We start from the raw sequence: 21,118 nt of genomic DNA on the forward strand, positions 1-21,118 counted from the left end.
GAAGTAGCTTTACTTTTAGGTTTTTGTCTTAGTTGTGCTGCCACCAGCGTTTCAAATCATTCCACCATGGTTTTCGTTCTTCGGCTGTTTTGCTCTCATCTGTTCCCTGAACGGAGGAGTCGCCGGGATCGCCAGAGGCTTCGCCGCACACTTCAACAGGCTCAGTGCCTTTGACGAAATATTCGAGCTGTTTCCCCGAACAGGTGGCTTCTGCAACTCTGCCGCTGACTGGATCGACGTAGACGCTGACGACATCTGCGGGTATTGGGAAAATTTTTGGCGGAACCGCTGATAGCGCCTGCTCCGTATAGGCTGCGAAAATCGGCGCTGCGTGGTGCGCTTCGGCCACGGTCAGCTTGCGGCCTTTGTCAAAGCCTGTCCACACCGCGGTAGCAAGCTCTGGCGTATAGCCAACCAGCCAAGCATCATTAGCAGTCGTTCCCGTTTTGCCGGCAACGGGCCGTTTGATCATGGCGGCCACGCGATTTCCGGTGCCTCCGCTCTCGAAGACGCTTTCCATCAGGCTGGTCAATACGAACGCATTTGCGGGATCAACAATCTGCTGGGCCTGCTGCTTCGCTTCATATAAAATATGTCCGCTGCGATCCTCGATTCGCATGATGGCGATCGGCTCTACCCGCTTGCCTCCGTTCGCCAGCACAGCGAAAGCGGAGGCCATCTGGTAAGGGCTGACCGGGAAGGTGCCCAGAGCGAGTGAAGGCAGCGGGCTCATGGGGCTCGTAATGCCCAGCTTGCGCGCCGTCTCAATTACTTTGTCCGCGCCAACCGTCATAATGGTATCTACAGCGTAAATGTTATCGGAGCTGGCAATCGCTTGCCGCATCGTAATAAAGTCGTTGGTGTACTTGTCATTGTAATTGCTGGGCTTATATACTTTGCGTCCCTCATCGTAGATGAAGGAAGTGGGCTCGCTCTTGAATCGTGAAGCAGGCGTTAAGAGGCCGCTTTGGAGCGCGGTCAAATAAACAATCGGCTTGAACGAAGAGCCGGGCTGGCGTGTATCGGCAAATACACGATTAAATTGATTATTTTTGTAATCGCGCCCGCCAACCATCGCTTTAATGTAGCCATTGCGCGGATCGAGCGAGATGAGCGCTGCCTGCTGCCCTTCGCTGCCTGACAATTCCTTGTCGATGGCGGTTTCGGCAGCATTTTGCGCCACAGGATCAAGGGTTGTATAAATCGTAATTCCGCCCTCGTTCAGCAGCTGTTCGTTGATGCCGAGCTTGTCCACGGCCAAATACTTCACATAGTCGCGAAAATACGGCGCGAATCCGCTCTGGTTGCCGGCTCCAAGAGGCTGAAATTGCAGCAGCTCTTCATAAGCCTTATCCGCCTCCGACCTCGAAATCACGCCATCCTCCGCCATAATGGACAAAATGGTAAGCTGCCTGTCCTTGGCGTTTTTCATATCCATGTACGGGGAATAATATTTGGGTCCCTTCGGAATGCCCGCCAGCATGGCGCTTTCGGCGAGCGTCAATTCCGATGCTTTCTTATTAAAATAGAGCGAAGCTGCCGCCTCAATGCCATAAGCGCCATGGCCGTAATAAATTTGGTTCAAATAAAGGCTCAAAATTTCATCCTTGGAATAATGCATCTCCAGCTGCATGGTGTAGATCGCTTCCTTGAATTTGCGCTGCCACGTTTTCTCATGCGTCAAATACAAATTGCGGGCGAGCTGCTGCGTCAGCGTGCTGGCCCCTTGCTTGGCTGATAACGAAACGGTATTTGCTACAATGGCGCGCCCCAATCCTTTAATATCGAAGCCGGGGTGGTCGTAGAAGCGCCTGTCTTCAATAGCGATGGTCGCCTTCACCAGATTGGGGGAAATTTGATCGAGCGGAACCGAACGGCGATTTTCGCCAGTATGGAATGTATCGATAACCTGACCATGCAGGTCGAGCATTTGAGAGGTTTGGCTAATGGATGCTGCGGGCAGCGACTGCATGCTTAAATACAACAGAGCGCCGACAAGGCAGGCGGTCAGCAGCAGAAACAGCGCGGCGATTCGCCCCGTCCATTTTTTAAATCGATGAAAGGCCGTAGGCTGCTGGACCATGCCAGGCGTTTGCTGCCGGGATGCTTGCTGTGCGGATGCTTGGGCCGCTTGTGGGCGCCTCATTCGGTTCATGCTTGGCCGCTGGTGGAGTCTAGGGAAAAACCGCTCAGAAAACGCGGAAAGCTTGCGTCTTAAGGACGGCTTGACGGGCTTGATTTTGTGCTTGTTCATGGAGCGTGCTCCCTTCGGATGAACGATCATTCCTCTTTAGTATGGAAAAAGCAGGGAGGCTATATTCATCCTATGTTAGCGGAGTGTTAATTTTTTGGGCGGATATGGTGTAAAAGGTTGCTTTTTGACCTCGTTCTACTATAATACAGATTGAACCATTGACGGAAAGAAGGGATATCACGCTATGGAATTGTGGTACACGGAGAAACAAACGGACAGCTTCGGCATTACGGCGAAGATTACAGAAACTTATGTTACGGAACAAACGGACTTTCAAAAGCTCGATATGATTGAGACGGAAGAATTCGGAACGATGCTCGTATTGGATGGCATGGTTATGACGACAGTTAAGGATGAGTTCGTTTACCACGAGATGGTGGCGCACCCAATCCTGTTCACGCACCCGAACCCTGAGCATGTGCTCGTTGTGGGCGGCGGCGACGGTGGCGTTATTCGCGAAATCATGAAACACCCTAAGGTGAAAAAAGCAGTCCTCGTTGACATCGACGGCAAAGTTATCGAATATTCGAAAAAATATTTGCCAACCATTGCTGGCGAGCTGGACAACCCGCGCGTAGAAGTTATCGTGAATGACGGCTTCATGCATATCCACGATCACAAAAACACGTATGATGTCATTATGGTTGACTCCACAGAGCCAGTTGGCCCTGCAGCTAACCTGTTCACACGCGGCTTCTATCAAGGTATTTACGAAGCACTGAAGGAAGATGGCATTTTCGTTGCACAGACAGACAATCCGTGGTTTAAAGCTGACCTGATCCAAAGCGTCAATAAAGATGTGAAAGAAGTGTTTCCAATCGTGCGTGTATACGGTGCGAACATTCCTACGTATCCAAGCGGCCTGTGGACATTTACGCTGGGCAGCAAAAAATACGATCCGCTTGAGGTTGACGAAGCATCGATCGCCGAGATCGATACGAAATATTACACTCCGCGCCTTCACAAAGCGGCATTCGTGCTGCCTAAATTTGTGGAAGACCTGATTAAATAAGCAAACGTACAGAAAGCGAGGACAAGCCCTCATGAAACTCGATCAAAAATATTCCGGCAACGTCTTCATCCTGAGCTCTGAGGATTATGCGGCTTCCAAAGCGGTAATCTACGGCATGCCGATGGATTTTACCGTCAGCTTCCGTCCGGGCTCGCGCTTCGGTCCTCCGCGCATTCGCGAGGTATCGATTGGCCTGGAAGAATACAGCCCGTATCTCGACCGCAGCCTGGAAGAGATTGAATACTTCGACGCAGGCGACCTGCTGCTGCCATTTGGCAACGCGGCACGCAGCCTCGAAATTATCGGCGAATTTGTTCGTGGCGTTCTGAACGATGGCAAAATGCCAGTTGGAATGGGCGGCGAGCATCTCGTATCGTGGCCGATTTTCCAAGAGGTATATGCGAAATATCCGGATCTTGCGATCATTCATTTTGATGCGCATGCGGATCTGCGTGAAAGCTATGAAGGCGAGCCTTTGTCGCACTCCACGCCGCTGCGCAAAGCAGCAGGACTGCTTGGCGGCAAAAACATTTACCAATTCGGTATTCGTTCGGGCTCCCGCGAGGAGTTCCAATATGCCCGCGAGAACATTAATTTCCACCCGTTCGAGGTGCTGGAGCCTTTGAAAAAAGTGCTTCCGGAGCTGGCAGGACGTCCGGTTTACTTGACGATCGACATCGATGTGCTTGATCCTTCGGCAGCGCCGGGCACAGGTACGGCAGAAGCAGGCGGCATTACATCAAAAGAGCTGATCGAGGCGGTTCACGCTATCGCAGCTTCCGGTGTAAACGTTGTTGGCTGCGACCTTGTAGAGGTAGCGCCTGCTTATGACCCAACGGAGCAAACGCAAATCGTTGCTGCGAAGGTCATTCGCGAAATGCTGCTTGGTTTTATTAAGTAGCCAATCGCAAGCAACAGGCTCAGAAGAAAGTTGTGAATGCCTGCCTAGACGAGCGTTATTGCATCGTCAGGCGGGCTTTTTTTATGCATGCAAAAGGAGCCGCTCTGCTGTTGCAAAGCGGCTCCTTTTGTATGCAATTAACTCTGATTATAAATGCGATTGAATCGCCTCGCGAATTTTCATCATCGTGCGATTCAGGTCGAGATTTTCCAGCACATGCTCGCATTGCTTGCGGTAGACGACCTCTTCGGTGTAAATCGACATGTAGCTGTTGATGACCTCCGCAGGAAGTCCCTTCGCCTCCAGCCGCTCAATGACCGTGCGTTTTTCTACGTACAGGAAGATGCGGACAACTTGCTCGCCGTACAGCTTCTTGATTAGCGAAGCGCCATCGCTGTTGAGAATCATGTACACATGCTTGCCCTCGCTCAGTAAATCAGTGAGCTCATGAGTGCGGATACCATAATGATGCTTATGGATAACGGCGGTTTCAATAAAATCGCCGCTTGCGTTCATGCGGTCAAAGCGTTCTTGCTCAATATAATGATAGTCGCGGTCAGGCGGCTCAGAATCTCTTGGAGGGCGTGTTGTGTAAGAGCTGACATGCTTGATGCCAAGTTCCTTGCCAATCCGGTGAGCCATCGTTTTTCTTCCAGATCCGCTAGTACCGGTAAAAATGAAGATATAAGGTCCAGCCATAGCCTGTCGCCTCCTTCTCCGTATGAAAATATAAGGCTTCTATAAGCCTATCGCTTATAAAGTCTTACATTTATGAAGGATAACATTCGACAAAAATCGTGCGAATCCTTCTTTATAGAAGTAGTCGCCATGTTAATATTCAATAAATTGGTAAAAAATTACGATCCCGGCGGCTCTAAAATTTGGCCGATGAGATAAGCAATACGGAAGCGCAAATTGTCGTTGTCATTTCGCAGCTTGCGGCCTGTAAGCTGCTCGCATTTTTCCAAGCGGTAAATGACGGTATTGCGATGTACGAACAGCTGCTTGGCCGTTTCGGCGATCTGGCAGTTGTTGCTGTGGTAAACGACGAGCGTTCGCATCAGCTCGCTGCGCTCTTTGTCCTCCAGCCGGTTCAGCTCCTTGAACATGTCGTTGTGAAATTTTCTCAGCTCCTGAGCCGGCAGCAAGCGAAGCAGATCCGTCAGCTCCTTGGCATGGTAAAACTGCACGAACCGGCGCTTGCGGCTGGTGAATGCTGTCTCCCAGGCGTCAACCGCTTCCTTGTAGGTCGCTGGAATGTCGGTCAGCTTCTTGACCGGGTTGCCAATGCCTAAGGAGACGGCGATGCCTGTGCTTTCGAATACCTGATCACTGATTCGAGCCAGCAGCTCTGGTGCCACCGTCTGTGCTTCCTCGGGCTGGAAGGTGAGCAGGAGAACAAGCCAGCTTTTCTTGCTGAAAATGATAAAGGACAGCCCCTGCTCCTTGAAAGCGGCCTTCAGGCTGTCATACAGCTCCTCATAGTCGGCTAGCTGCTGTTCTTCAAACGGCTTTGCTTTGAATGATGCTTGGAAAACGGCTTTGGATGCTGTGGTGGTGGTGGCGGTGGTGGGTTCATCAGCGCTGCTATCTGGCCTTGCCACAATACACAAGGAGGAAGTGGTGCCAGCGTTCAGGCCATACCGTTTGCTGCGGCGCAGCATTTCCTGCTCGGAGGTGACGAGGCCGTCTACAAAATCCGAAAATAGATCATTTTTGTAGCGCCGCGACCGCTCCTTGACCGCCTGCGTCTTCAGCAGCTCAAAGCTAATGACGTTGGCAGCCTGTTCCATAGCGAGCGCCGGAAGCTGCTGGAGCTGGTACGAATGCTGGAGTGAGACGAGAAAGCCTTGCGGCTGATACGTCTTGATCGGATGCACGGCAACATGGTTGAAGACGCCGGGCTCAGGGGCAGTCAGGCAGAAGACGGCTTCCTTGTCCTGTGCGCTCAGCGAGCCTACTGCCAAGGAGATTTGAGGGAGCATGCGGGAATACGGCTCTTTCTGAAAATGGGACGAAGCCGCAACTAGCGTAAGCCTCGAATCAAACAGCAGCGTAGGGCTGCCCAGCAGCGCCGAAAGTTCCTGAACGATTTCACGAATCCCCTGCCCCTTGAGCACAATATTGGAAAAGTGGCGATGGCTCTCCAGTGCGTATCGCAGCTCATCGGTCTGCTTCTCCAAAATAAAGCCCAGCGATTGATTGAGTATATCGCCAAGCGACACATCAAGCGACAATTCAATAAGCGGGAATTGCAGCTCAATCGCTCGGGCGATAGCGGCTTCCGGCATTTCGGCAAGGAAACGCTTCGTTTTGATTCCGAGGCCTGCGCAGCCGACGGCGGCCATTGAAGTGATTAGCGCGACGAGATCCTGCGGCGTATCTTTAAGCGCATAAGCAGTCGTCACAAGCAGCTCATGCGGCTTAATATAATGAATGATATCCGGGGCATCCATCAAATTGACGGTGCTGACCTTACGGTTTAGTCCGGCGTGCCCGGCAGCCACCGTCGAGCCGGAGAGGGAAGGTATTTTCAATAGATCGGCTAAAATCATCGGTTCCGCTTCCTCGCTCTCTTCATGTGAGAATAGATAACGCGAATATATCATTTTTATAGCTGAAAAACAATGAAAATAAGTTAATGTAACCAATGAACAGTTATATCATTAGTTAAGTTGAACAATGACTTGCTCGTGTGCCGGTGATTATAATGAAGGTATGTTAGATAAACTGTGCGATTGGAAGAGGATAGGAAGCGGATTAGCGTCAGGAGGAGGTGGCAGCATGAGTGGCAGCGCACTGGGAACGGTAAAAGAGCGAGCAGTGCTTATTTCGTCGCTTGCTGAAGATTTGGAACAGCTGCTGGTATGGTTGTCCGGTTATGGAAAGCAGGAAGGCGGCGGGGTGACACGGCTGTTGTATTCTGAAGGATGGAAGGAAGCGCAGCTGGCGCTTGCTGAACGAATGCGTATGAGCGGGCTTATGCCTTCCTTCGATCGGGTGGGCAACTTGTATGGCAGGCTGGAGGGGGTGGAAGGAGCCCTTCCCTCTATCCTGACCGGCTCTCATGTCGATACAGTCAAAAACGGCGGTCTATACGATGGCGCGTTTGGCATAGCGGCAGGGATTATAGCGCTGGATTATTTGAAAAAGCATTATGGAGCGCCTAGGCGCAGCCTGGAGGTTGTATCCTTTTGTGAAGAGGAAGGCAGTCGTTTTCCCATCGCTTATTGGGGCTCTGGCAGTGTGACGGGCCGCTTTAAGCTGGAGGATGCGGCAAGCGTAGCTGATACGGATGGTGTGCGGCTGGTGGATGCCATGCGGCAGGCGGGCTTCGGCGCTGAGGGAAGTGCTGCGGGCAAAGGCGTGGATGGGCCGAGCGAAGCTGAACGGCGCGACATTGCGGCTTTCGTGGAAATTCATGTGGAGCAGGGAATTGTGCTGGAGCGCGAGCAACTGCAAATCGGAGTGGTTGAGGCGATTGTAGGCCAGCAGCGCTATACGGTAACGGTGACGGGCGAAGCCAACCATGCGGGAACGACGCCAATGGTTTGGCGCAAGGATGCCATGCGCGGAGCTAGCAAAATGATTGATTGGCTGCTGGATGCCGCTGCTCAGCAAGGGGCTCCGCTAGTCGCGACAACAGGCTATATGGAGGTTCGGCCAAATGTAACGAATGTCATACCGCAGGAAGTATCCTTTACCGTTGATGTACGGCATACGGATGAACGGGCTCTGACGTTATTTTGCGGCCAATTTCATGAGCGCTTTGGCGAAATCGCCGCCTCCCTGGGGCTTGAGGTGCATATTAAGCATTGGATGAATACGGCTCCGGTCGGTATGGATGAACAGCTGACTAGGCAGGTGGAGCAAATTTGCGAGCGAAATGGCATTGCTCACCGCCGCATGGTCAGCGGAGCGGGGCATGATGTGCAGGAGCTGCAAAGCATTTGCCCTTCAGCAATGATTTTTGTTCCAAGCCGTGGTGGAGTTAGCCATTCGCCGCTTGAGCATACCGATTCGCTGCAGCTTGCAGAAGGGACGGCCGTGCTGATAGAGCTTTTATACCAACTTGCCTATGGAGAGGGTTCGCTATGAAAAAATATAAAGATTTATCCCCTACGCCGCGTACGATTATGACTCCGGGTCCGGTAGAGGTTGACCCGCGTGTGCTTCGGGCGATGTCTTATCCGATTTTGGGGCAGTTTGACCCGGAATTTACAGGTCTGATGAATGAAACGATGGGCATGCTTCGCGAGCTGTTCCAGACGGAAAATGAGTGGGCGTTCCCGATCGATGGCACATCGCGCTCCGGTCTGGAAGCGGTGCTGACGAGCGTCATTGAGCCGGGCATGAAGGTACTGATTCCGATCTATGGCCGCTTCGGTCATCTGCTTGCGGAAATTTCCGAGCGCTGTGGGGCAAATCTAGTGATCTTGGAGCAGGAGTGGGGTCAGGTGTTTGACCCTGATGAGGTCATTAGAGCGATTAAACGCGAGCAGCCTGCTGTCGTGGCGATGGTGCATGGCGAAACGTCGACGGGGCGCATACAGCCGCTGGCAGAAATCGGCCGAGCGTGCCGGGAGCTGGATGTGCTGTTCATTGTAGATGCGGTCGCCACGATTGGCGGCGTTCCGGTAGAGACGGACAACTGGTGTATTGACGCTGTCATTGGCGGAACGCAGAAATGCTTGTCCGTCCCTTCGGGCATGGCGCCGATTACGTATAACAGCCGAATTGAGCGGCATATCATGCAGCGCAAACGTATTGAACGTGGGCTGCGTGATCCGGGCGAACCGCTGCCCCAGCTGGGCCGGACGATTCGGAGCAACTATTTTGACCTCAGCCAGCTTCAGGATTATTGGAGTGCAGCGCGTCTGAATCATCACACGGAAGCGACATCGATGCTGTATGCGCTGCGCGAAGGGCTGCGGATTTTGCTGGAGGAGGGGCTGGAGGCGCGTTTTGCCCGCCATCTGCTTAATGAGCGTGCGCTCGTCTCCGGCATTGAGGGAATGGGACTGGAGCTCTATGGCGATCCGGCATGCAAGCTGCCTGTTGTCACCTGCGTCGTTATTCCGGACGGTGTGGATGGTGAAGCAGTCCGAGCGATGCTGCTGGAGCAGTTCGGTATTGAAATTGCCAGCTCGTTCGGTGTATTGAAGGGGAAAATATGGCGGATTGGCACGATGGGCTATAGCTGCCGCAAGCAAAATGTGCTGCAGGTTCTCGGCGCGCTTGAAGCTGTCCTGACCTATTATGGTGTGGATGTTGTAAAAGGCAATGCTGTGCAGAAGGCACTCGCTATCTATCGGGAAGCGGAAGCTGGCAGCGGCTTGCATTAAGTCTTCCAGTCGGTGCCTGCTGAGCTGGGAGAGCATTTGTCCCGTTGGGGGCAGGGGCTCCTGCCCGTGTAATTGCAATCGCTTGGCATAGTGAATAGAGTAGGAGTCCGCCCATTGTGGCGGGCTTTTTTCTATTTGATTGTGTTAGCGAGTTTTTTCTACCTGGACAGTATGAAGCTGGTTGCGTTTGTGCTGAGGCTAGCGGACAAGTGGGGTAGGTTTGTTGAAGGTTTGTTATAAAATGTGTTGTTATCTAACATGACTAAAAACGAGGCATTCTTTTTGGTTACTATAGACAATGTAAAAAATCTGCATTCCCCTTATAATGATGTTAGTAAATGATACTTGATAAGTTATGAAACATAACATAATAGGGGGATTAAAGGATGGAACAAACTAAAAAATCGCGTCAGCCATTTTACAAAGGACTATTTTTTCAAATTATGCTGTCAATTGTGGCAGGTATTGCGGTTGGATACTTGTGGCCTACGTTCGGCGTAGCCCTGAAGCCTGTCGGGGACGGCTTTATCCGTCTTATTAAAATGGTCATTGCACCGCTCGTTTTCGTCGTTGTTGTGCTGGGCATCGCCAAGGTGGGCAACATTAAGACGGTAGGGCGGATCGGCGGGAAGACGCTGCTTTATTTTGAAGTTATCACGACGCTTGCACTCATTATCGGGATGGTCATTGCGAATCTAATGAATCCCGGCGCTGGCATGAACATTGATCCGGCAACGCTATCGACTGACGGTGTTGAGCAGGCGACGAAAAACGGCCATTTGCCTAGCGGCTCGGAGTTTTTCCTCAACATTATCCCAGAGAGTGCTGTAGCGGCATTTTCAACGAATACTATGCTGCAGGTATTGCTGGTTTCCTGCTTCGTGGGTTTTGCCATTGTACATATCGGCGGCCGTACGTCTGAGGTTCTAGTCGATTTTCTAGACCATGTAAGCAAAGTTATCTTTCAAATTATGGGCTATATTATGAAGCTTACTGCGCTAGCTACATTTGGCGCGATGGCCTTTATGGTCAGCCAATATGGCGTTCAGACGCTGATGGCATTCGGCAAGCTTTTCCTTGCCATGACGGTCGCGTGTGTGCTGTTCCTGCTCCTGCTGGCTGTTGTCATGCGAGTGTTCGTGGGCATTAGCCTATGGAAGCTGATCATGCTGGTGCGGGAGGAAATCGTATTTGCCTTTGCCACAGGCTCGACGGAGGCGGTTATGCCACAGCTCATGAACAAATTTGAAAAAGCGGGCTGTGACCGCGCTGTAGTCGGACTAGTTGTGCCGACAGGCTATTCGTTTAATTTGGATGGCGCCTCCATCTATCTTTCGCTTGCTGTAGTGTTTTTGGCGCAGGCGACAGGCGTAGATCTCGGTTTGAAGGAGCAGCTGGTGCTGCTTGGCGTGCTATTGCTTACCTCGAAAGGGATGGCGGGCATTCCGGGCTCGGCATTTGTAGCCTTATCCGCTACTGCGGCAAGCACAGGCTCTATATCGATGGCTGCGGTTGCGCTCATGCTGGCGCCTGACCGCATTATGGGCAACTTCCGGACGACGGTCAACATTATTGGCTATTCGGTCGCGACGTTTGTGATTGCCCGCTGGGAGGGGCTGCTCGATAAGGGGCTTGCGCAGCAGGCGATGCAGCGCAAGGCGGTGGCTGAGGCTCCGGGTATGGTTAAGAAAGCGCCGGTTGTCAGCAAATAAACGTTTGAGGCTGCGGGGCTGTTTATGCATGGATAAGTAAGGCCTGGTGGTAATTGGAGGGGGAAGCGGAGAAGCTATGCTTGCCCCAGCTCAGGGTCCGAAAAAAAGCACGGCGAGCGGTGAAAACATAAAAATATACCAGCTGAGCAGCAGGAAGTTGACCATTGCGATAGCTGTGCACCAACTAGATTGTTTCCTAGCCTGGAATGGGCCGAATAAGCTTATGATCGAGCCTGCTAGGCTGCTTGCAAACCCAATAAGCCACTGTGAGCCGAACAGCTGTTGTTTTGTTATTAAAAAATAGACGGTTAAAAGTGCCATACATGCGGCTAATAAGGTAAGTGTGCTGCGTGCTTTGCTCATTTGATCAGCTCCTTGTCTTTTTATTTTAGAAAAATAATACGGATTGAAGAAGTACTAACTTTGTGTAGTACTTCTTTTTAGCGTGTCTTTATTTGCGTGCGAGATATTTCCCTTCAAAAATGCCATAATAGAAAAAAAGCTGGCAGGGGGTGACAGAGCGATGACAGAGCGTGTTTATTCTTTTCCACCCGTCATTGATGAGCGGGCCCGCGTGCTGGTGCTGGGGACGGCGCCGAGCGTGAAATCGCTGGAGCATCGCCAGTTCTACGGTCATCCGCGGAACTATTTTTGGGGAATGGTGTATGGGTTGTTTGACGCTGGAGCACCGGACGAGGATTATGCGAAGCGGCTCGCTTTTTTGCAGGAGCATCGGCTGGCGGTGTTCGACGTCATTGAATCCTGCGAGCGCGAGGGCAGCCTTGATGTGAACATTAAAGATGAGAAGCCCAATGATCTGCCAGCGCTGCTGGCGCAATATCCGGGGCTGCGCTGCTTTGCATTTAATGGAACGAAGGCGTACGATACGTTTCGAAAATATTTTCGCGAGCATCCGGCGTTTGACTCGCTCGCGCTGCTCAAGATGCCGTCAACGAGCCCGATTCCGACGCAGAAAATGCGAAACCTTGAGGACCGGATCGAAGCGTGGCGCGGCATTATTCCTTTTTTGGAAAAACAGTAATCGCCCTTAAGCGTTGAAATTGCAGGGATACGTGTATATAGTAGAAGCATACGTTAAGACTGAAAATACAGGAGCACGAGCATGTCAGAAAGAATGAACGTCAGCATTAAGCTGGAAAGCAGGCAGGATGGCGCTGTTCAGGTGGGTGAGCACCGCGGAGAACTGTTTCGCAAGGACCGCTCGCTTTATATCCGCTATGAGGAAACGGTCGAAGGCGAAGCGAATTCGGAGCCAATCAGGTCGCTTATTCGCTATCGCCAAGGCGAGCTGCTTATTACGCGCCGGGGAGCGGTAGATTCGGAGCAGCTTTTCGCTATTGGCGGCAAGCGGGCTGGACGCTATCGGTCCCCATTTACGTCTTTTCAAATGGAGACGGAGACGGGGCAGCTCGCGCTTCAGGCGGAGGGCGCTGCTGCGGGAGAGCTGGCGGAGCCTCCTTTTACAATAGAATGGAAGTATGATTTGTGGATCGACGAGCATTTATCTGGCCGATTTCATATTCGGCTGCATATTCAGGGGGAACAGTAACGATGAGTGGAAATGTATTAGAACGATTGTATGAGCAGGTAAAAGCGGCTATTGCCGATGCGGCAGTAGCGGGCGGGCTCGCAGCACGGGAGGAGCTTCCGGCATTCGTGCTGGAGGTGCCTAAGGATAAAGAACATGGCGATTTGGCGACCAACGCAGCGATGCAGCTGACTAAGCTGGCGAAGAAAAATCCGCGGATGATCGCCGAAACGATTATCGCGAATCTCGACTATGCGAAAGCATCGATCCAATCGGCTGAAATTGCGGGGCCAGGCTTCATTAACTTCCGTATGGACAAAAGCTATTTGTACAGTGTTGTTGGCGAGGTTGTCTCAGGCGGGGACAACTACGGGCGTACGCAAATCGGCGCAGGCAAGCGCGTGGAGATGGAGTTCGTCAGCGCTAACCCAACGGGCAGCCTTCATCTTGGACATGCACGCGGTGCGGCGGTTGGCGATGCGCTGTGCAACGTGCTTGAATATGCGGGCTATGAAGTGACCCGCGAATATTATATTAACGACGCCGGTAATCAGGTGAACAATCTGGCAAAGTCGATTGAAGCGCGCTACCAGCAGGCGCTGGGCAAGGAAGCGGAGATGCCGGAGGACGGCTACCACGGCGCGGATATTATTGGTTTCGGAGGGCTGCTTGCTGAGCAGGAAGGCGATCGTCTGCTGAGCCTCAGCACGGAGGACCGTCTGGAGTTTTTCCGCAGCTTCGGCCTGGAGCGCGAGCTGGACAAGATCAAGCATGATCTTAATCGCTTCCGCGTCGGCTTCGATATTTGGTACAGCGAAACGTCGCTTTACAAGAACGGCAAGGTTGAGCAGGCGCTGGAAGTGCTCAAGGAAAAGGGTCATGTATACGAGGAAGAAGGCGCAACCTGGCTCGATACGATGCCTTTCGGCGATGATAAAAATCGCGTGCTCGTCAAAAATGACGGCTCCTACACCTATTTGACGCCCGACATCGCATACCATATGGACAAGTACAGCCGCGGCTACGACCGGATGATCAATATCTGGGGTGCAGACCACCACGGCTACATTCCGCGCGTTAAAGCGGCGATGGAGGCGCTTGGCAACGATTCAGGCAAGCTGGTCGTATTGATTGCCCAGATGGTCAGCCTGTTCCAGGACGGCGAAAAGGTGAAAATGTCCAAGCGTACCGGCAAAGCGGTAACGATGCAGGATTTGATGGATGAGGTAGGCGTAGACGCCATTCGTTATTTCTTCACGATGCGCAGCATGGACTCGCATCTGGATTTTGATATGGATCTCGCGATTTCGACATCCAACGAGAATCCGGTGTTTTATGTGCAATATGCGCATGCGCGGATTTGCAGCATTTTCCGTCAGGCACAGGAGCAAAGCCTTGCGCTGCTGCCGCTTGAGCAGATCGACCTCAGCAAGCTGACGTCGGAAGCCGAATATGACCTGCTGCGCAAGCTCGGAGAGCTGCCGCAGGAAGTGGCGGAAGCAGCGGAGCAGTATGCGCCGCACCGCATCGTTCGCTATGTATATGAACTGGCCTCCCAGTTCCACAGCTATTACAGAGCAGAACGCGTTATTACCGAAGACGCGGCACAGACTCAAGCACGCCTTGCGCTGCTTGGTGCTATTCGCACCGTCATTGCAAATGCGCTTTGCCTCGTAGGTGTTTCGGCTCCACAACAAATGTAATATTACCCATGCAGACAAAGATCAGTCTTTGCGGCAGCGGTAGCAGACAGCTACTCGTGCCGCAAGGGCTTTTTTTTCAAAGAAATGGAGCATAATACGGTTTAAACGCGCTGTGCCGCTAGAGGACGGCGACAGCCGTTTCACCGTGAAATATAGGAAAGGATATGATTATCCATCCATTCTCTACATTTCTCGGACTGAAACGCGCTGTGCCGCCAGAGGATGGCGACAGCCGTTTCACCTTGCTTTAACCAAGGTATGCTATTATACTAATTGTCGAAAATGGACAACATCATAGAGAGCGAGGGAAAAGTCATGAGAGGCGATGAGTCCGATTTGCCTATTGTATCGATTGTCATGCCCTGCTATAACGAGGAAGAAGCGCTGCCGGAAACGGTAAGACAAATGTCCCTGCTGCTGGAACGGCTGGTGAAGGAAAGAAAGGTATCCGAGCAGAGCAAAATGCTGCTTGTAGATGATGGCAGCCGCGATAAAACGTGGTCGCTTATTGATTCCTTCCACCGGAGCAACCGTTTTGTGAGCGGGCTGAAACTTTCTCGTAACGTTGGGCATCAGCGGGCACTGCTGGCGGGCTTGTTGACGGCGAAGGAATATGCGGATTGCATAATTTCCATCGATGCCGATTTGCAGGACGATATTAAGGTGATCGACGAGTTTATTGAGAAGTACAAGCAGGGCTACGAGGTCGTGTACGGCGTACGCAACAAGCGGACGACCGATACGATGTTCAAAAAGTTCAGCGCGCAATTTTTCTACAAATTAATGATTAAGCTTGGCGTCAACGTCGTTTACAATCATGCGGATTACCGGATGATGAGCAGGAAGGTCGTTGATAAGCTGGAGGAGTACCAGGAGGTCAATCTGTTCCTGCGCGGCATCATTCCTACCATCGGCTTCAAATCCGACAGCGTGTATTATGATCGTCTGGAGCGAACTGCTGGCGAATCGAAATATCCGCTGAAAAAAATGCTCATCTTCGCATGGGAAGGCATTACCTCCTTCAGCGTTTCTCCTATCCGCGCAGTATCGGTTGTCGGCTTTTTCATGTCGGTCATGAGCCTTTTGTTCGCCCTTTATGTATTCGTACGGCATTTGCAGGGCAACACGGTATCCGGCTGGAGCTCGATGATTCTTTCGATTTGGTTCATTGGCGGCATTCAGCTGCTATGCATTGGACTAATTGGCGAATATATCGGCAAAATTTACATTGAAACGAAGAAAAGGCCGAAATACTTCGTTGAAACAGAGCTGCATAACGTTGCATTGGCGGAGCCGAAAACGAAAACGCAGCAATTACAAGAGACGAGGTGACGAATGGAATCGCTGCTGCTTAAAGCAAAATCGAACACACAAGTTTTGATCTTCCTGCTTTCCTTGTTTGTCATCACGAGAATATTGCTTTATTTTGCAGGCTTTCTCGGCATGAATCTGTTTCCGAACTATCAAGTACCGCCAGACTATACGGTCGTACAGGGGCATGATTTCACATCGAGCCAGCTCTCGATCCAGACGGATATTTCACAGCTGAAGAAGCCGAGCTTTGAGGATTTAAGGAAATTTGACAGCGTATGGTATTTGGGTATTGCCGAAAATGGCTACGATACGTATAACATCAATGAACCGCATCCTAGTGCAAATTGGGTGTTTTTCCCTTTATACCCTTTGTTAGTCTTCCTGGTGGAGTCTATTTCTAAATATGATTCGACGGTCGTGGGATCGGTTTTATCGAATTTGTTTTTGCTCGTATCGCTCTTATATTTTTATGGCATTTGTTTGAAAAGAGGGCTGAAACAGGAGCACGCCCAAGTTGCGGTGCTGCTGCTGCTTGTTTTTCCGACCGCCATCTTCTATGCCGTGCCTTATACCGAGAGCCTGTTCCTCATGCTGTCGCTTATAACCGTATATTATGCGATGCAAAAGCGATATTTTCTCGCGTTTCTGTTCGGGGGCTTGTCCGCTGTGACGCGCAATCTGGGCTTCGTCAACTTGTTTTTCGTTGTGGGGACGCTGTTGATTGAACACAGGCTGTACCGTTTCAAGTGGAAGGACGCAAAATATTTAGGTTATGCTGTTATTTCAGCACTGCCGCTGGCTGGTTATCTATTGTATATGAAATGGCTCACGGGCGATTTGCTGGCTCCGATTACGGAGCAAAGCATCAACTGGTATCGCAAGACGGTTGCTCCATTTTCAAACTACATTCATTTTATCCAAAAACCTTATTTCTCAGGAAATGGTGGCTGGGAAAATGGCCTGCTTGCCTTTATCATTGCTAATGCCGTCCTCGTCATTTTTGCTGCCTTTCTTATTATGCGCTGGAAAGATATTCGCCGTAATGCACATGAATGGCTGTTTTTTGCATATGGTCTGCTGCTTATGCTCATTCCGTTCGCCAGCGCCGAATTTTTGCAAAGCATTCCACGCTATGTCATGGTCGCGTTCCCCTTCTATATTTATTTTGCGGATGTGCTGAAAAATAATAAGCCGCTGCAAATGTTTTATTTCATGATGTTTTTCCTGCTTCATATTGTGTACGCGATCTGCTACTTTAATGGATATTTTTTCGTTGTATAATTTATGAAAAAATAATTTGACGAAATTTGCGATCAAGGTGTACAATAACACCATATTACATTAGCTCATACTTTATACCTATTACGTTTAACGAAAAGGCAAACTCAGGGAAACCTGATGTGCGCAAAGCTACAGGGGCTTCATTCCTAACGGAATATGCTCGCCAGCTGCCGAATTCAACATCGCTTCTTCCTTTATTAATCAAGGTAGACTTTGTTCTTTCGGGAGCAGGGACTATCTTTTTTTATTGCTTCAAACACGAAAAGGCAAACTCAGGGAAACCTGATGTGCGCAAAGCTATAGGGGCTTCATTCCTACGGGAATATGCTCGCCAGCTGCCGAAGCCCAACATAGCCTCCTTTGCCTGATGAAGGTGTGGCGTGTTCTTCGGACCACGTACCATCATTCGCTCGGGGGAGGAACTTACAATGAAAAAGACAAAATTCGCACTTACACTCCTTATGCTCGCTTCGACATTACTCTGGGCACTCCCTGTTAGCGCACAAACGAACTTTTACAATGGAGCATGGATCGGCACTTGGCCGAACCAAAGCTTGAACAACATTGCTGCCTACGAGCAACTGATCGGTGGACACCAAGATGTTGTACATACTTTTGTCAATTCGAATCAAGGGATCAATGAGTGGAAGGGTTTTATGGACTATGTAAATAGTAATGGTTCGATTAACCTACTTACCCTTGAATTTAAAAATAAAAATTACAAAGAATATTCGACTGCTGATATCAATAGAGGCGTAGTAGACGCTTACCTGAAACAAACAGCTAAACAATTGATGAACTGGCAGGCGGCTAATAAAAACCCTGAAATCTGGCTGCGCCTTTTCCACGAAGGCAACGGCAACTGGTACGGCTGGGGCGTTGGCGACAGCACAGTGAACACGAACGAAACCTACAAAGCGGCATTCCAACGTGTCGTTACCATTTTCAAGGAGCAAGGCGCAACAAACATCAAATTCATGTACAACGTAAACGCTGAAAATGTTGGCAAAAACGCTTCGTTTACAGCTATGTACCCAGGCGATGCCTATGTGGACATGCTTTCGATCGATGGCTACAATTTTGGAACGAAAGAATCGTGGAGCTCGTGGAGAACGTTTAACGATGTATTCTATGCTTCTTACCAAGCGCTGACAAGCATGTCGAGCAAGCCAATCATCATCGCTGAAACAGGCACAACCGAAAGCGGCGGCAGCAAAAAAGAATGGGTTATTGACGCTATGAACCAAGTGCAATCGCCAGCGTACAGCCAAATCAAAGGTTTGATCTGGTTCAATGAAAACAAAGAACTGGACTGGCATATCGATTCGTCGGCTGATAGCCTGAGCGCTTACCAAACGCTGCAAAAAACACTTTAATAGATTTGGGCGGTAGTAAAGGCCTAGGCCTAACCTCTTCTTTAAATCACTAGTTGATATAGTACCAAATAGGTATTCTGAAAAAACTCTAATTTCGCGTAAACCGCGTAAAATTAGAGTTTTTTCGCTTTTTTTCTACACATTTGCATAGAAGATTAAGATGTTAAGAATAAAAATTAACTTTTAAAGGGGCAAGGATTGTGATAAGATAACTTTGAATTTGAGCCTTAGCCGCCAAAAATATCATATTTCCGGCCAATTTAACAAATATCGACAGCGAGAATAGACAGTATAGTCAATCCATGTTGTAGATTAGTCAGAAAAGGAATGGAATTATGGCGAATAAATAGAGCGCAAAGGATTGGGGTTATTTGAAAACAAAAGCTAGGTACATATTAACAACGGTATCCATTGCTATCATGATCGTGTATCTAGTATGGAGACTTGTACAAACACTCCCATCTGGCTGGTCATTAATTTTTGGATCTTTGTTATTATTTTTTGAAATCATTTCTATTTTTCAATCCGTTTTATTCCACATTCTTCTGCTAAAACCCACTGAAAGAAAGCCTGCGCCATTACCTGACAACCTTTATTCTGTGGATGTTACAATCGCTACCTACAATGAACCGCCATCCTTGGTTAGAAAAACCATCCTTGCCTGTAAAAATTTGAATTATCCGGAGCATTTATTAAATATTTGGGTATGTGATGACGGAAAACGAGCGGAAATGAGAGAAGTAGCCGAAGGCTTAGGCGTTCATTATCTCGATCGTCCCGGAAACGAGCATGCTAAAGCGGGTAATTTGAATCATGCGCTGACGAAAATGAAGGGCGATTTGCTCCTCACGTTGGATGCAGACATGATGCCAAAACCGGATTTTTTACAGCGAACGGTAGGTTTTTTTGCAAAAAATGAAAAGCTTGCTTACGTACAAACGCCCCAAGTTTTTTACAATGAAGATATTTTCCAATACAACTACTACCAAGGGCGTAATATTCCGAACGAGCAGGATATGTTTATGCGGCTTGTTCAGTCGGGAAGAGACCGTTTTAATGCTGTTATTTATGTGGGCAGCAACTGTATTTTTCGGCGCAGCGCTATTGATCATATTGGCGGTTTCGTTATTGGCACGATCACGGAGGATTTGGCTACGGGGATGAAGCTTCAATCCAATGGGTTTGATTCTTATTGCTTGAATGAGGTGCTGGCACTAGGCCTAACGTCTGAGTCCATATCCGATCAAATTAAACAGCGGGCCCGCTGGGCTAGGGGCACGATACAAACGACGAGGATGTCCAATCCGCTTGAGGCAAAGGGCTTATCGTTGATGCAGCGGCTGCTTTATTTCTCCAACCTGCTTTACTGGTACTTTGGCGTTACACGCTTTATGTACATACTGTCACCTATGCTCTTCTTGACCTTTGGCGTGGCTATTCTTGAAACAAGCTTGCAACAGCTGCTTATCTTCTGGCTGCCTTATTTCTTGTTCTCGATTACTGTAGTGCCTTACTTAACGAATAAGAAGCTCAATGTGTTTTGGAACAACGTTTACGAGACGGCCATGACGCCAACGCTATTCCTCGCAGCCCTTCAGGAAACCATCTTCCGCAAGGCTATCCCCTTTGAGGTGACGCCGAAAGGCATTTATCAGAACAAAACGTCCATTAATTATCGCTATATGATGCCGTTGTTCGTTCTGCTTGTGCTATCCGTTGTGCTGATGGCGATAAATGTGGGGCGTATTGCGGGTGCGGGCGAAAATGAATTGCAGTCCATGCTCATTAATTTGTTCTGGCTTGGTTATAACGGAGTGTTTCTTATTCTCGCGCTGCTGCTCGGTTTTGAACGCCCACGCATGCGGGAGTCGGAGCGCTTCGCCAAGGAGCTGCCGCTCACGCTTCGTTATATGGAAGATGAAGAGCTGAAGATGGAAAACGTCAAGACGCTGGATATTAGTGAGACAGGCTGCCGTATTTATACGGATACGATATTGCCGCTCCCGGATCGCATGGAGCTGGACATTCCATTATCACAGGACGCTATACGCGTGACAGCTGAGAAAATATTTTATGATAAGCATGGCTCCGGATTCCAGGTAGGCTTCAAGCTTCATTGGAGCAACATTGATGATGAGCGCAAATGGCTTGCTGAAGTATACGGCAATGCGGATGAGTTCGTTAAGGGCGTTTTTCAGGCGGGCGTATGGACTTCCGTAACCAGTTATATTTCTAATTTCAAGTACACCTATAAATCGATAAATCGCAAGTCTCCGCGAGTTAGGCTGAAGCGCCGTGCTTCGATTTTGGTCGATCAAGAGGACCGTTACCGGACGCAGCTGCTTGATATTAGCTACACGGGCTGCCGAATTGAGCTCCCGCAGAAGGCGGCGATGCATGAAGGCAAGAAGGTCAGGCTGCAAATTATCGGCTCAGCGTTCGAGGCAAACGGGCGTCTCATCCGCGTGGGATGGGCTAGGCGCAATAAGATGACGGCGGCCATTGTTTTCGATGAAGCTTTTGATTTAAGCCTGCTGCTGGGGGAGTCCAGCAGCATACCGCCAAGCAAGGAGCTTCGTTCAGGCATTGTGCCAGCAGAAGCGAACTCCAAGTCATAGTAGGGCGAACGTGAATGAAAGCCAAGCTATGACGGCGAATGATTGTTTTGCAA

16 protein-coding genes and 2 riboswitches are annotated in these 21,118 nt (G+C 50.0%); of the genes, 12 read left to right on the forward strand and 4 right to left on the reverse strand.

What is annotated here, in order from left to right:
- Window positions 1-28: 28 nt before the first annotated feature.
- Complete coding sequence (locus ACSR9A_RS17995; RefSeq protein ID WP_473758710.1) at window positions 29-2,083, reverse strand: transglycosylase domain-containing protein; 2,055 nt, start codon at window positions 2,081-2,083, stop codon at window positions 29-31.
- A 355-nt stretch (window positions 2,084-2,438) separates the two neighbouring features.
- Between ACSR9A_RS17995 and speE the strand changes: the two genes are divergently transcribed.
- Window positions 2,439-3,266, forward strand: a complete 828-nt coding sequence (gene speE / locus ACSR9A_RS18000; protein WP_341280444.1) for a polyamine aminopropyltransferase — start codon at window positions 2,439-2,441, stop codon at window positions 3,264-3,266.
- Between the two features lie 31 nt (window positions 3,267-3,297).
- The gene (speB, locus tag ACSR9A_RS18005) at window positions 3,298-4,167 is read left to right on the forward strand and encodes an agmatinase (RefSeq protein WP_046229589.1); all 870 of its coding nucleotides are present in this window, start codon (window positions 3,298-3,300) and stop codon (window positions 4,165-4,167) included.
- Between the two features lie 147 nt (window positions 4,168-4,314).
- Here speB and ACSR9A_RS18010 read toward each other — a convergent pair whose 3' ends face one another.
- Both ACSR9A_RS18010 and ACSR9A_RS18015 read right to left on the reverse strand, forming a co-directional pair.
- Window positions 4,315-4,866, reverse strand: a complete 552-nt coding sequence (locus ACSR9A_RS18010; RefSeq protein ID WP_056035029.1) for a guanylate kinase — start codon at window positions 4,864-4,866, stop codon at window positions 4,315-4,317.
- Between the two features lie 158 nt (window positions 4,867-5,024).
- Window positions 5,025-6,722, reverse strand: a complete 1,698-nt coding sequence (locus ACSR9A_RS18015; RefSeq protein WP_473758675.1) for a PucR family transcriptional regulator — start codon at window positions 6,720-6,722, stop codon at window positions 5,025-5,027.
- A gap of 229 nt (window positions 6,723-6,951) precedes the next feature.
- On the opposite strand from ACSR9A_RS18015, the gene allC reads away from it, so the two are divergent.
- The 3 genes from allC (at window position 6,952) to ACSR9A_RS18030 (ending at window position 11,224) form a co-directional block, all read left to right on the forward strand.
- On the forward strand, window positions 6,952-8,265 hold the full coding sequence (allC, locus tag ACSR9A_RS18020) for an allantoate deiminase (RefSeq protein WP_473758676.1): 1,314 nt from the start codon (window positions 6,952-6,954) through the stop codon (window positions 8,263-8,265).
- Window positions 8,262-9,512 carry a pyridoxal-phosphate-dependent aminotransferase family protein gene (locus ACSR9A_RS18025; protein ID WP_473758677.1) on the forward strand — a complete coding sequence of 417 codons (1,251 nt, stop codon included), beginning with the start codon at window positions 8,262-8,264 and terminating at the stop codon, window positions 9,510-9,512. Before allC ends, ACSR9A_RS18025 begins: the two co-directional genes overlap by 4 nt.
- Window positions 9,513-9,898: 386 nt before the next feature.
- Entirely contained in the window at window positions 9,899-11,224 is a 1,326-nt protein-coding gene (locus ACSR9A_RS18030) for a cation:dicarboxylate symporter family transporter (RefSeq protein WP_473758678.1), read from the forward strand.
- Window positions 11,225-11,314: 90 nt separating this feature from the next.
- Here ACSR9A_RS18030 and ACSR9A_RS18035 read toward each other — a convergent pair whose 3' ends face one another.
- On the reverse strand, window positions 11,315-11,587 hold the full coding sequence (locus ACSR9A_RS18035) for a hypothetical protein (RefSeq protein ID WP_473758679.1): 273 nt from the start codon (window positions 11,585-11,587) through the stop codon (window positions 11,315-11,317).
- Window positions 11,588-11,747: 160 nt separating this feature from the next.
- Between ACSR9A_RS18035 and ACSR9A_RS18040 the strand changes: the two genes are divergently transcribed.
- The 7 genes from ACSR9A_RS18040 to ACSR9A_RS18070 all read left to right on the forward strand — a co-directional run bounded on the left by ACSR9A_RS18040 (window position 11,748) and on the right by ACSR9A_RS18070 (window position 21,065).
- A complete protein-coding gene (locus tag ACSR9A_RS18040; RefSeq protein WP_473758680.1) occupies window positions 11,748-12,266 on the forward strand; it encodes a DNA-deoxyinosine glycosylase in 519 nt (172 codons plus the stop codon).
- A gap of 81 nt (window positions 12,267-12,347) precedes the next feature.
- Complete coding sequence (locus tag ACSR9A_RS18045; RefSeq protein WP_473758681.1) at window positions 12,348-12,794, forward strand: YwiB family protein; 447 nt, start codon at window positions 12,348-12,350, stop codon at window positions 12,792-12,794.
- A 2-nt stretch (window positions 12,795-12,796) separates the two neighbouring features.
- Window positions 12,797-14,476 (forward strand): arginine--tRNA ligase, encoded by a 1,680-nt coding sequence (gene argS / locus ACSR9A_RS18050; RefSeq protein ID WP_473758682.1) that lies wholly within the window; start codon window positions 12,797-12,799, stop codon window positions 14,474-14,476.
- Between the two features lie 315 nt (window positions 14,477-14,791).
- Window positions 14,792-15,808, forward strand: a complete 1,017-nt coding sequence (locus ACSR9A_RS18055; protein WP_473758683.1) for a glycosyltransferase family 2 protein — start codon at window positions 14,792-14,794, stop codon at window positions 15,806-15,808.
- A gap of 3 nt (window positions 15,809-15,811) precedes the next feature.
- Window positions 15,812-17,071: a mannosyltransferase family protein gene (locus tag ACSR9A_RS18060; protein ID WP_473758684.1), complete on the forward strand. Its 1,260-nt coding sequence runs from the start codon at window positions 15,812-15,814 to the stop codon at window positions 17,069-17,071.
- A gap of 87 nt (window positions 17,072-17,158) precedes the next feature.
- Window positions 17,159-17,246, forward strand: a riboswitch (cyclic di-GMP riboswitch).
- 80 nt (window positions 17,247-17,326) lie between these two features.
- Window positions 17,327-17,414: riboswitch (cyclic di-GMP riboswitch) on the forward strand.
- An 85-nt stretch (window positions 17,415-17,499) separates the two neighbouring features.
- Window positions 17,500-18,447, forward strand: a complete 948-nt coding sequence (locus ACSR9A_RS18065; RefSeq protein WP_473758685.1) for a glycoside hydrolase family 26 protein — start codon at window positions 17,500-17,502, stop codon at window positions 18,445-18,447.
- A 419-nt stretch (window positions 18,448-18,866) separates the two neighbouring features.
- Entirely contained in the window at window positions 18,867-21,065 is a 2,199-nt protein-coding gene (locus ACSR9A_RS18070) for a glycosyltransferase (protein WP_473758711.1), read from the forward strand.
- Window positions 21,066-21,118: the final 53 nt, after the last annotated feature.

Source organism: Paenibacillus sp. R-74696 (assembly GCF_055814915.1).

Excerpts from the sequence above, each read along its gene's own strand:
- ACSR9A_RS18070 (WP_473758711.1), top strand. The coding sequence starts at position 18,867 with ATGATCGTGTATCTAGTATGGAGACTTGTACAAACACTCCCATCTGGC.
- ACSR9A_RS18065 (WP_473758685.1), top strand. The coding sequence starts at position 17,500 with ATGAAAAAGACAAAATTCGCACTTACACTCCTTATGCTCGCTTCGACA.
- ACSR9A_RS18010 (WP_056035029.1), bottom strand. The coding sequence starts at position 4,866 with ATGGCTGGACCTTATATCTTCATTTTTACCGGTACTAGCGGATCTGGA.
- ACSR9A_RS18035 (WP_473758679.1), bottom strand. The coding sequence starts at position 11,587 with ATGAGCAAAGCACGCAGCACACTTACCTTATTAGCCGCATGTATGGCA.
- ACSR9A_RS17995 (WP_473758710.1), bottom strand. The coding sequence starts at position 2,083 with ATGGTCCAGCAGCCTACGGCCTTTCATCGATTTAAAAAATGGACGGGG.
- ACSR9A_RS18060 (WP_473758684.1), top strand. The coding sequence starts at position 15,812 with ATGGAATCGCTGCTGCTTAAAGCAAAATCGAACACACAAGTTTTGATC.
- speB (WP_046229589.1), top strand. The coding sequence starts at position 3,298 with ATGAAACTCGATCAAAAATATTCCGGCAACGTCTTCATCCTGAGCTCT.
- ACSR9A_RS18015 (WP_473758675.1), bottom strand. The coding sequence starts at position 6,722 with ATGATTTTAGCCGATCTATTGAAAATACCTTCCCTCTCCGGCTCGACG.
- argS (WP_473758682.1), top strand. The coding sequence starts at position 12,797 with ATGAGTGGAAATGTATTAGAACGATTGTATGAGCAGGTAAAAGCGGCT.
- ACSR9A_RS18045 (WP_473758681.1), top strand. The coding sequence starts at position 12,348 with ATGTCAGAAAGAATGAACGTCAGCATTAAGCTGGAAAGCAGGCAGGAT.
- ACSR9A_RS18030 (WP_473758678.1), top strand. The coding sequence starts at position 9,899 with ATGGAACAAACTAAAAAATCGCGTCAGCCATTTTACAAAGGACTATTT.
- ACSR9A_RS18025 (WP_473758677.1), top strand. The coding sequence starts at position 8,262 with ATGAAAAAATATAAAGATTTATCCCCTACGCCGCGTACGATTATGACT.
- ACSR9A_RS18040 (WP_473758680.1), top strand. The coding sequence starts at position 11,748 with ATGACAGAGCGTGTTTATTCTTTTCCACCCGTCATTGATGAGCGGGCC.
- allC (WP_473758676.1), top strand. The coding sequence starts at position 6,952 with ATGAGTGGCAGCGCACTGGGAACGGTAAAAGAGCGAGCAGTGCTTATT.
- ACSR9A_RS18055 (WP_473758683.1), top strand. The coding sequence starts at position 14,792 with ATGAGAGGCGATGAGTCCGATTTGCCTATTGTATCGATTGTCATGCCC.
- speE (WP_341280444.1), top strand. The coding sequence starts at position 2,439 with ATGGAATTGTGGTACACGGAGAAACAAACGGACAGCTTCGGCATTACG.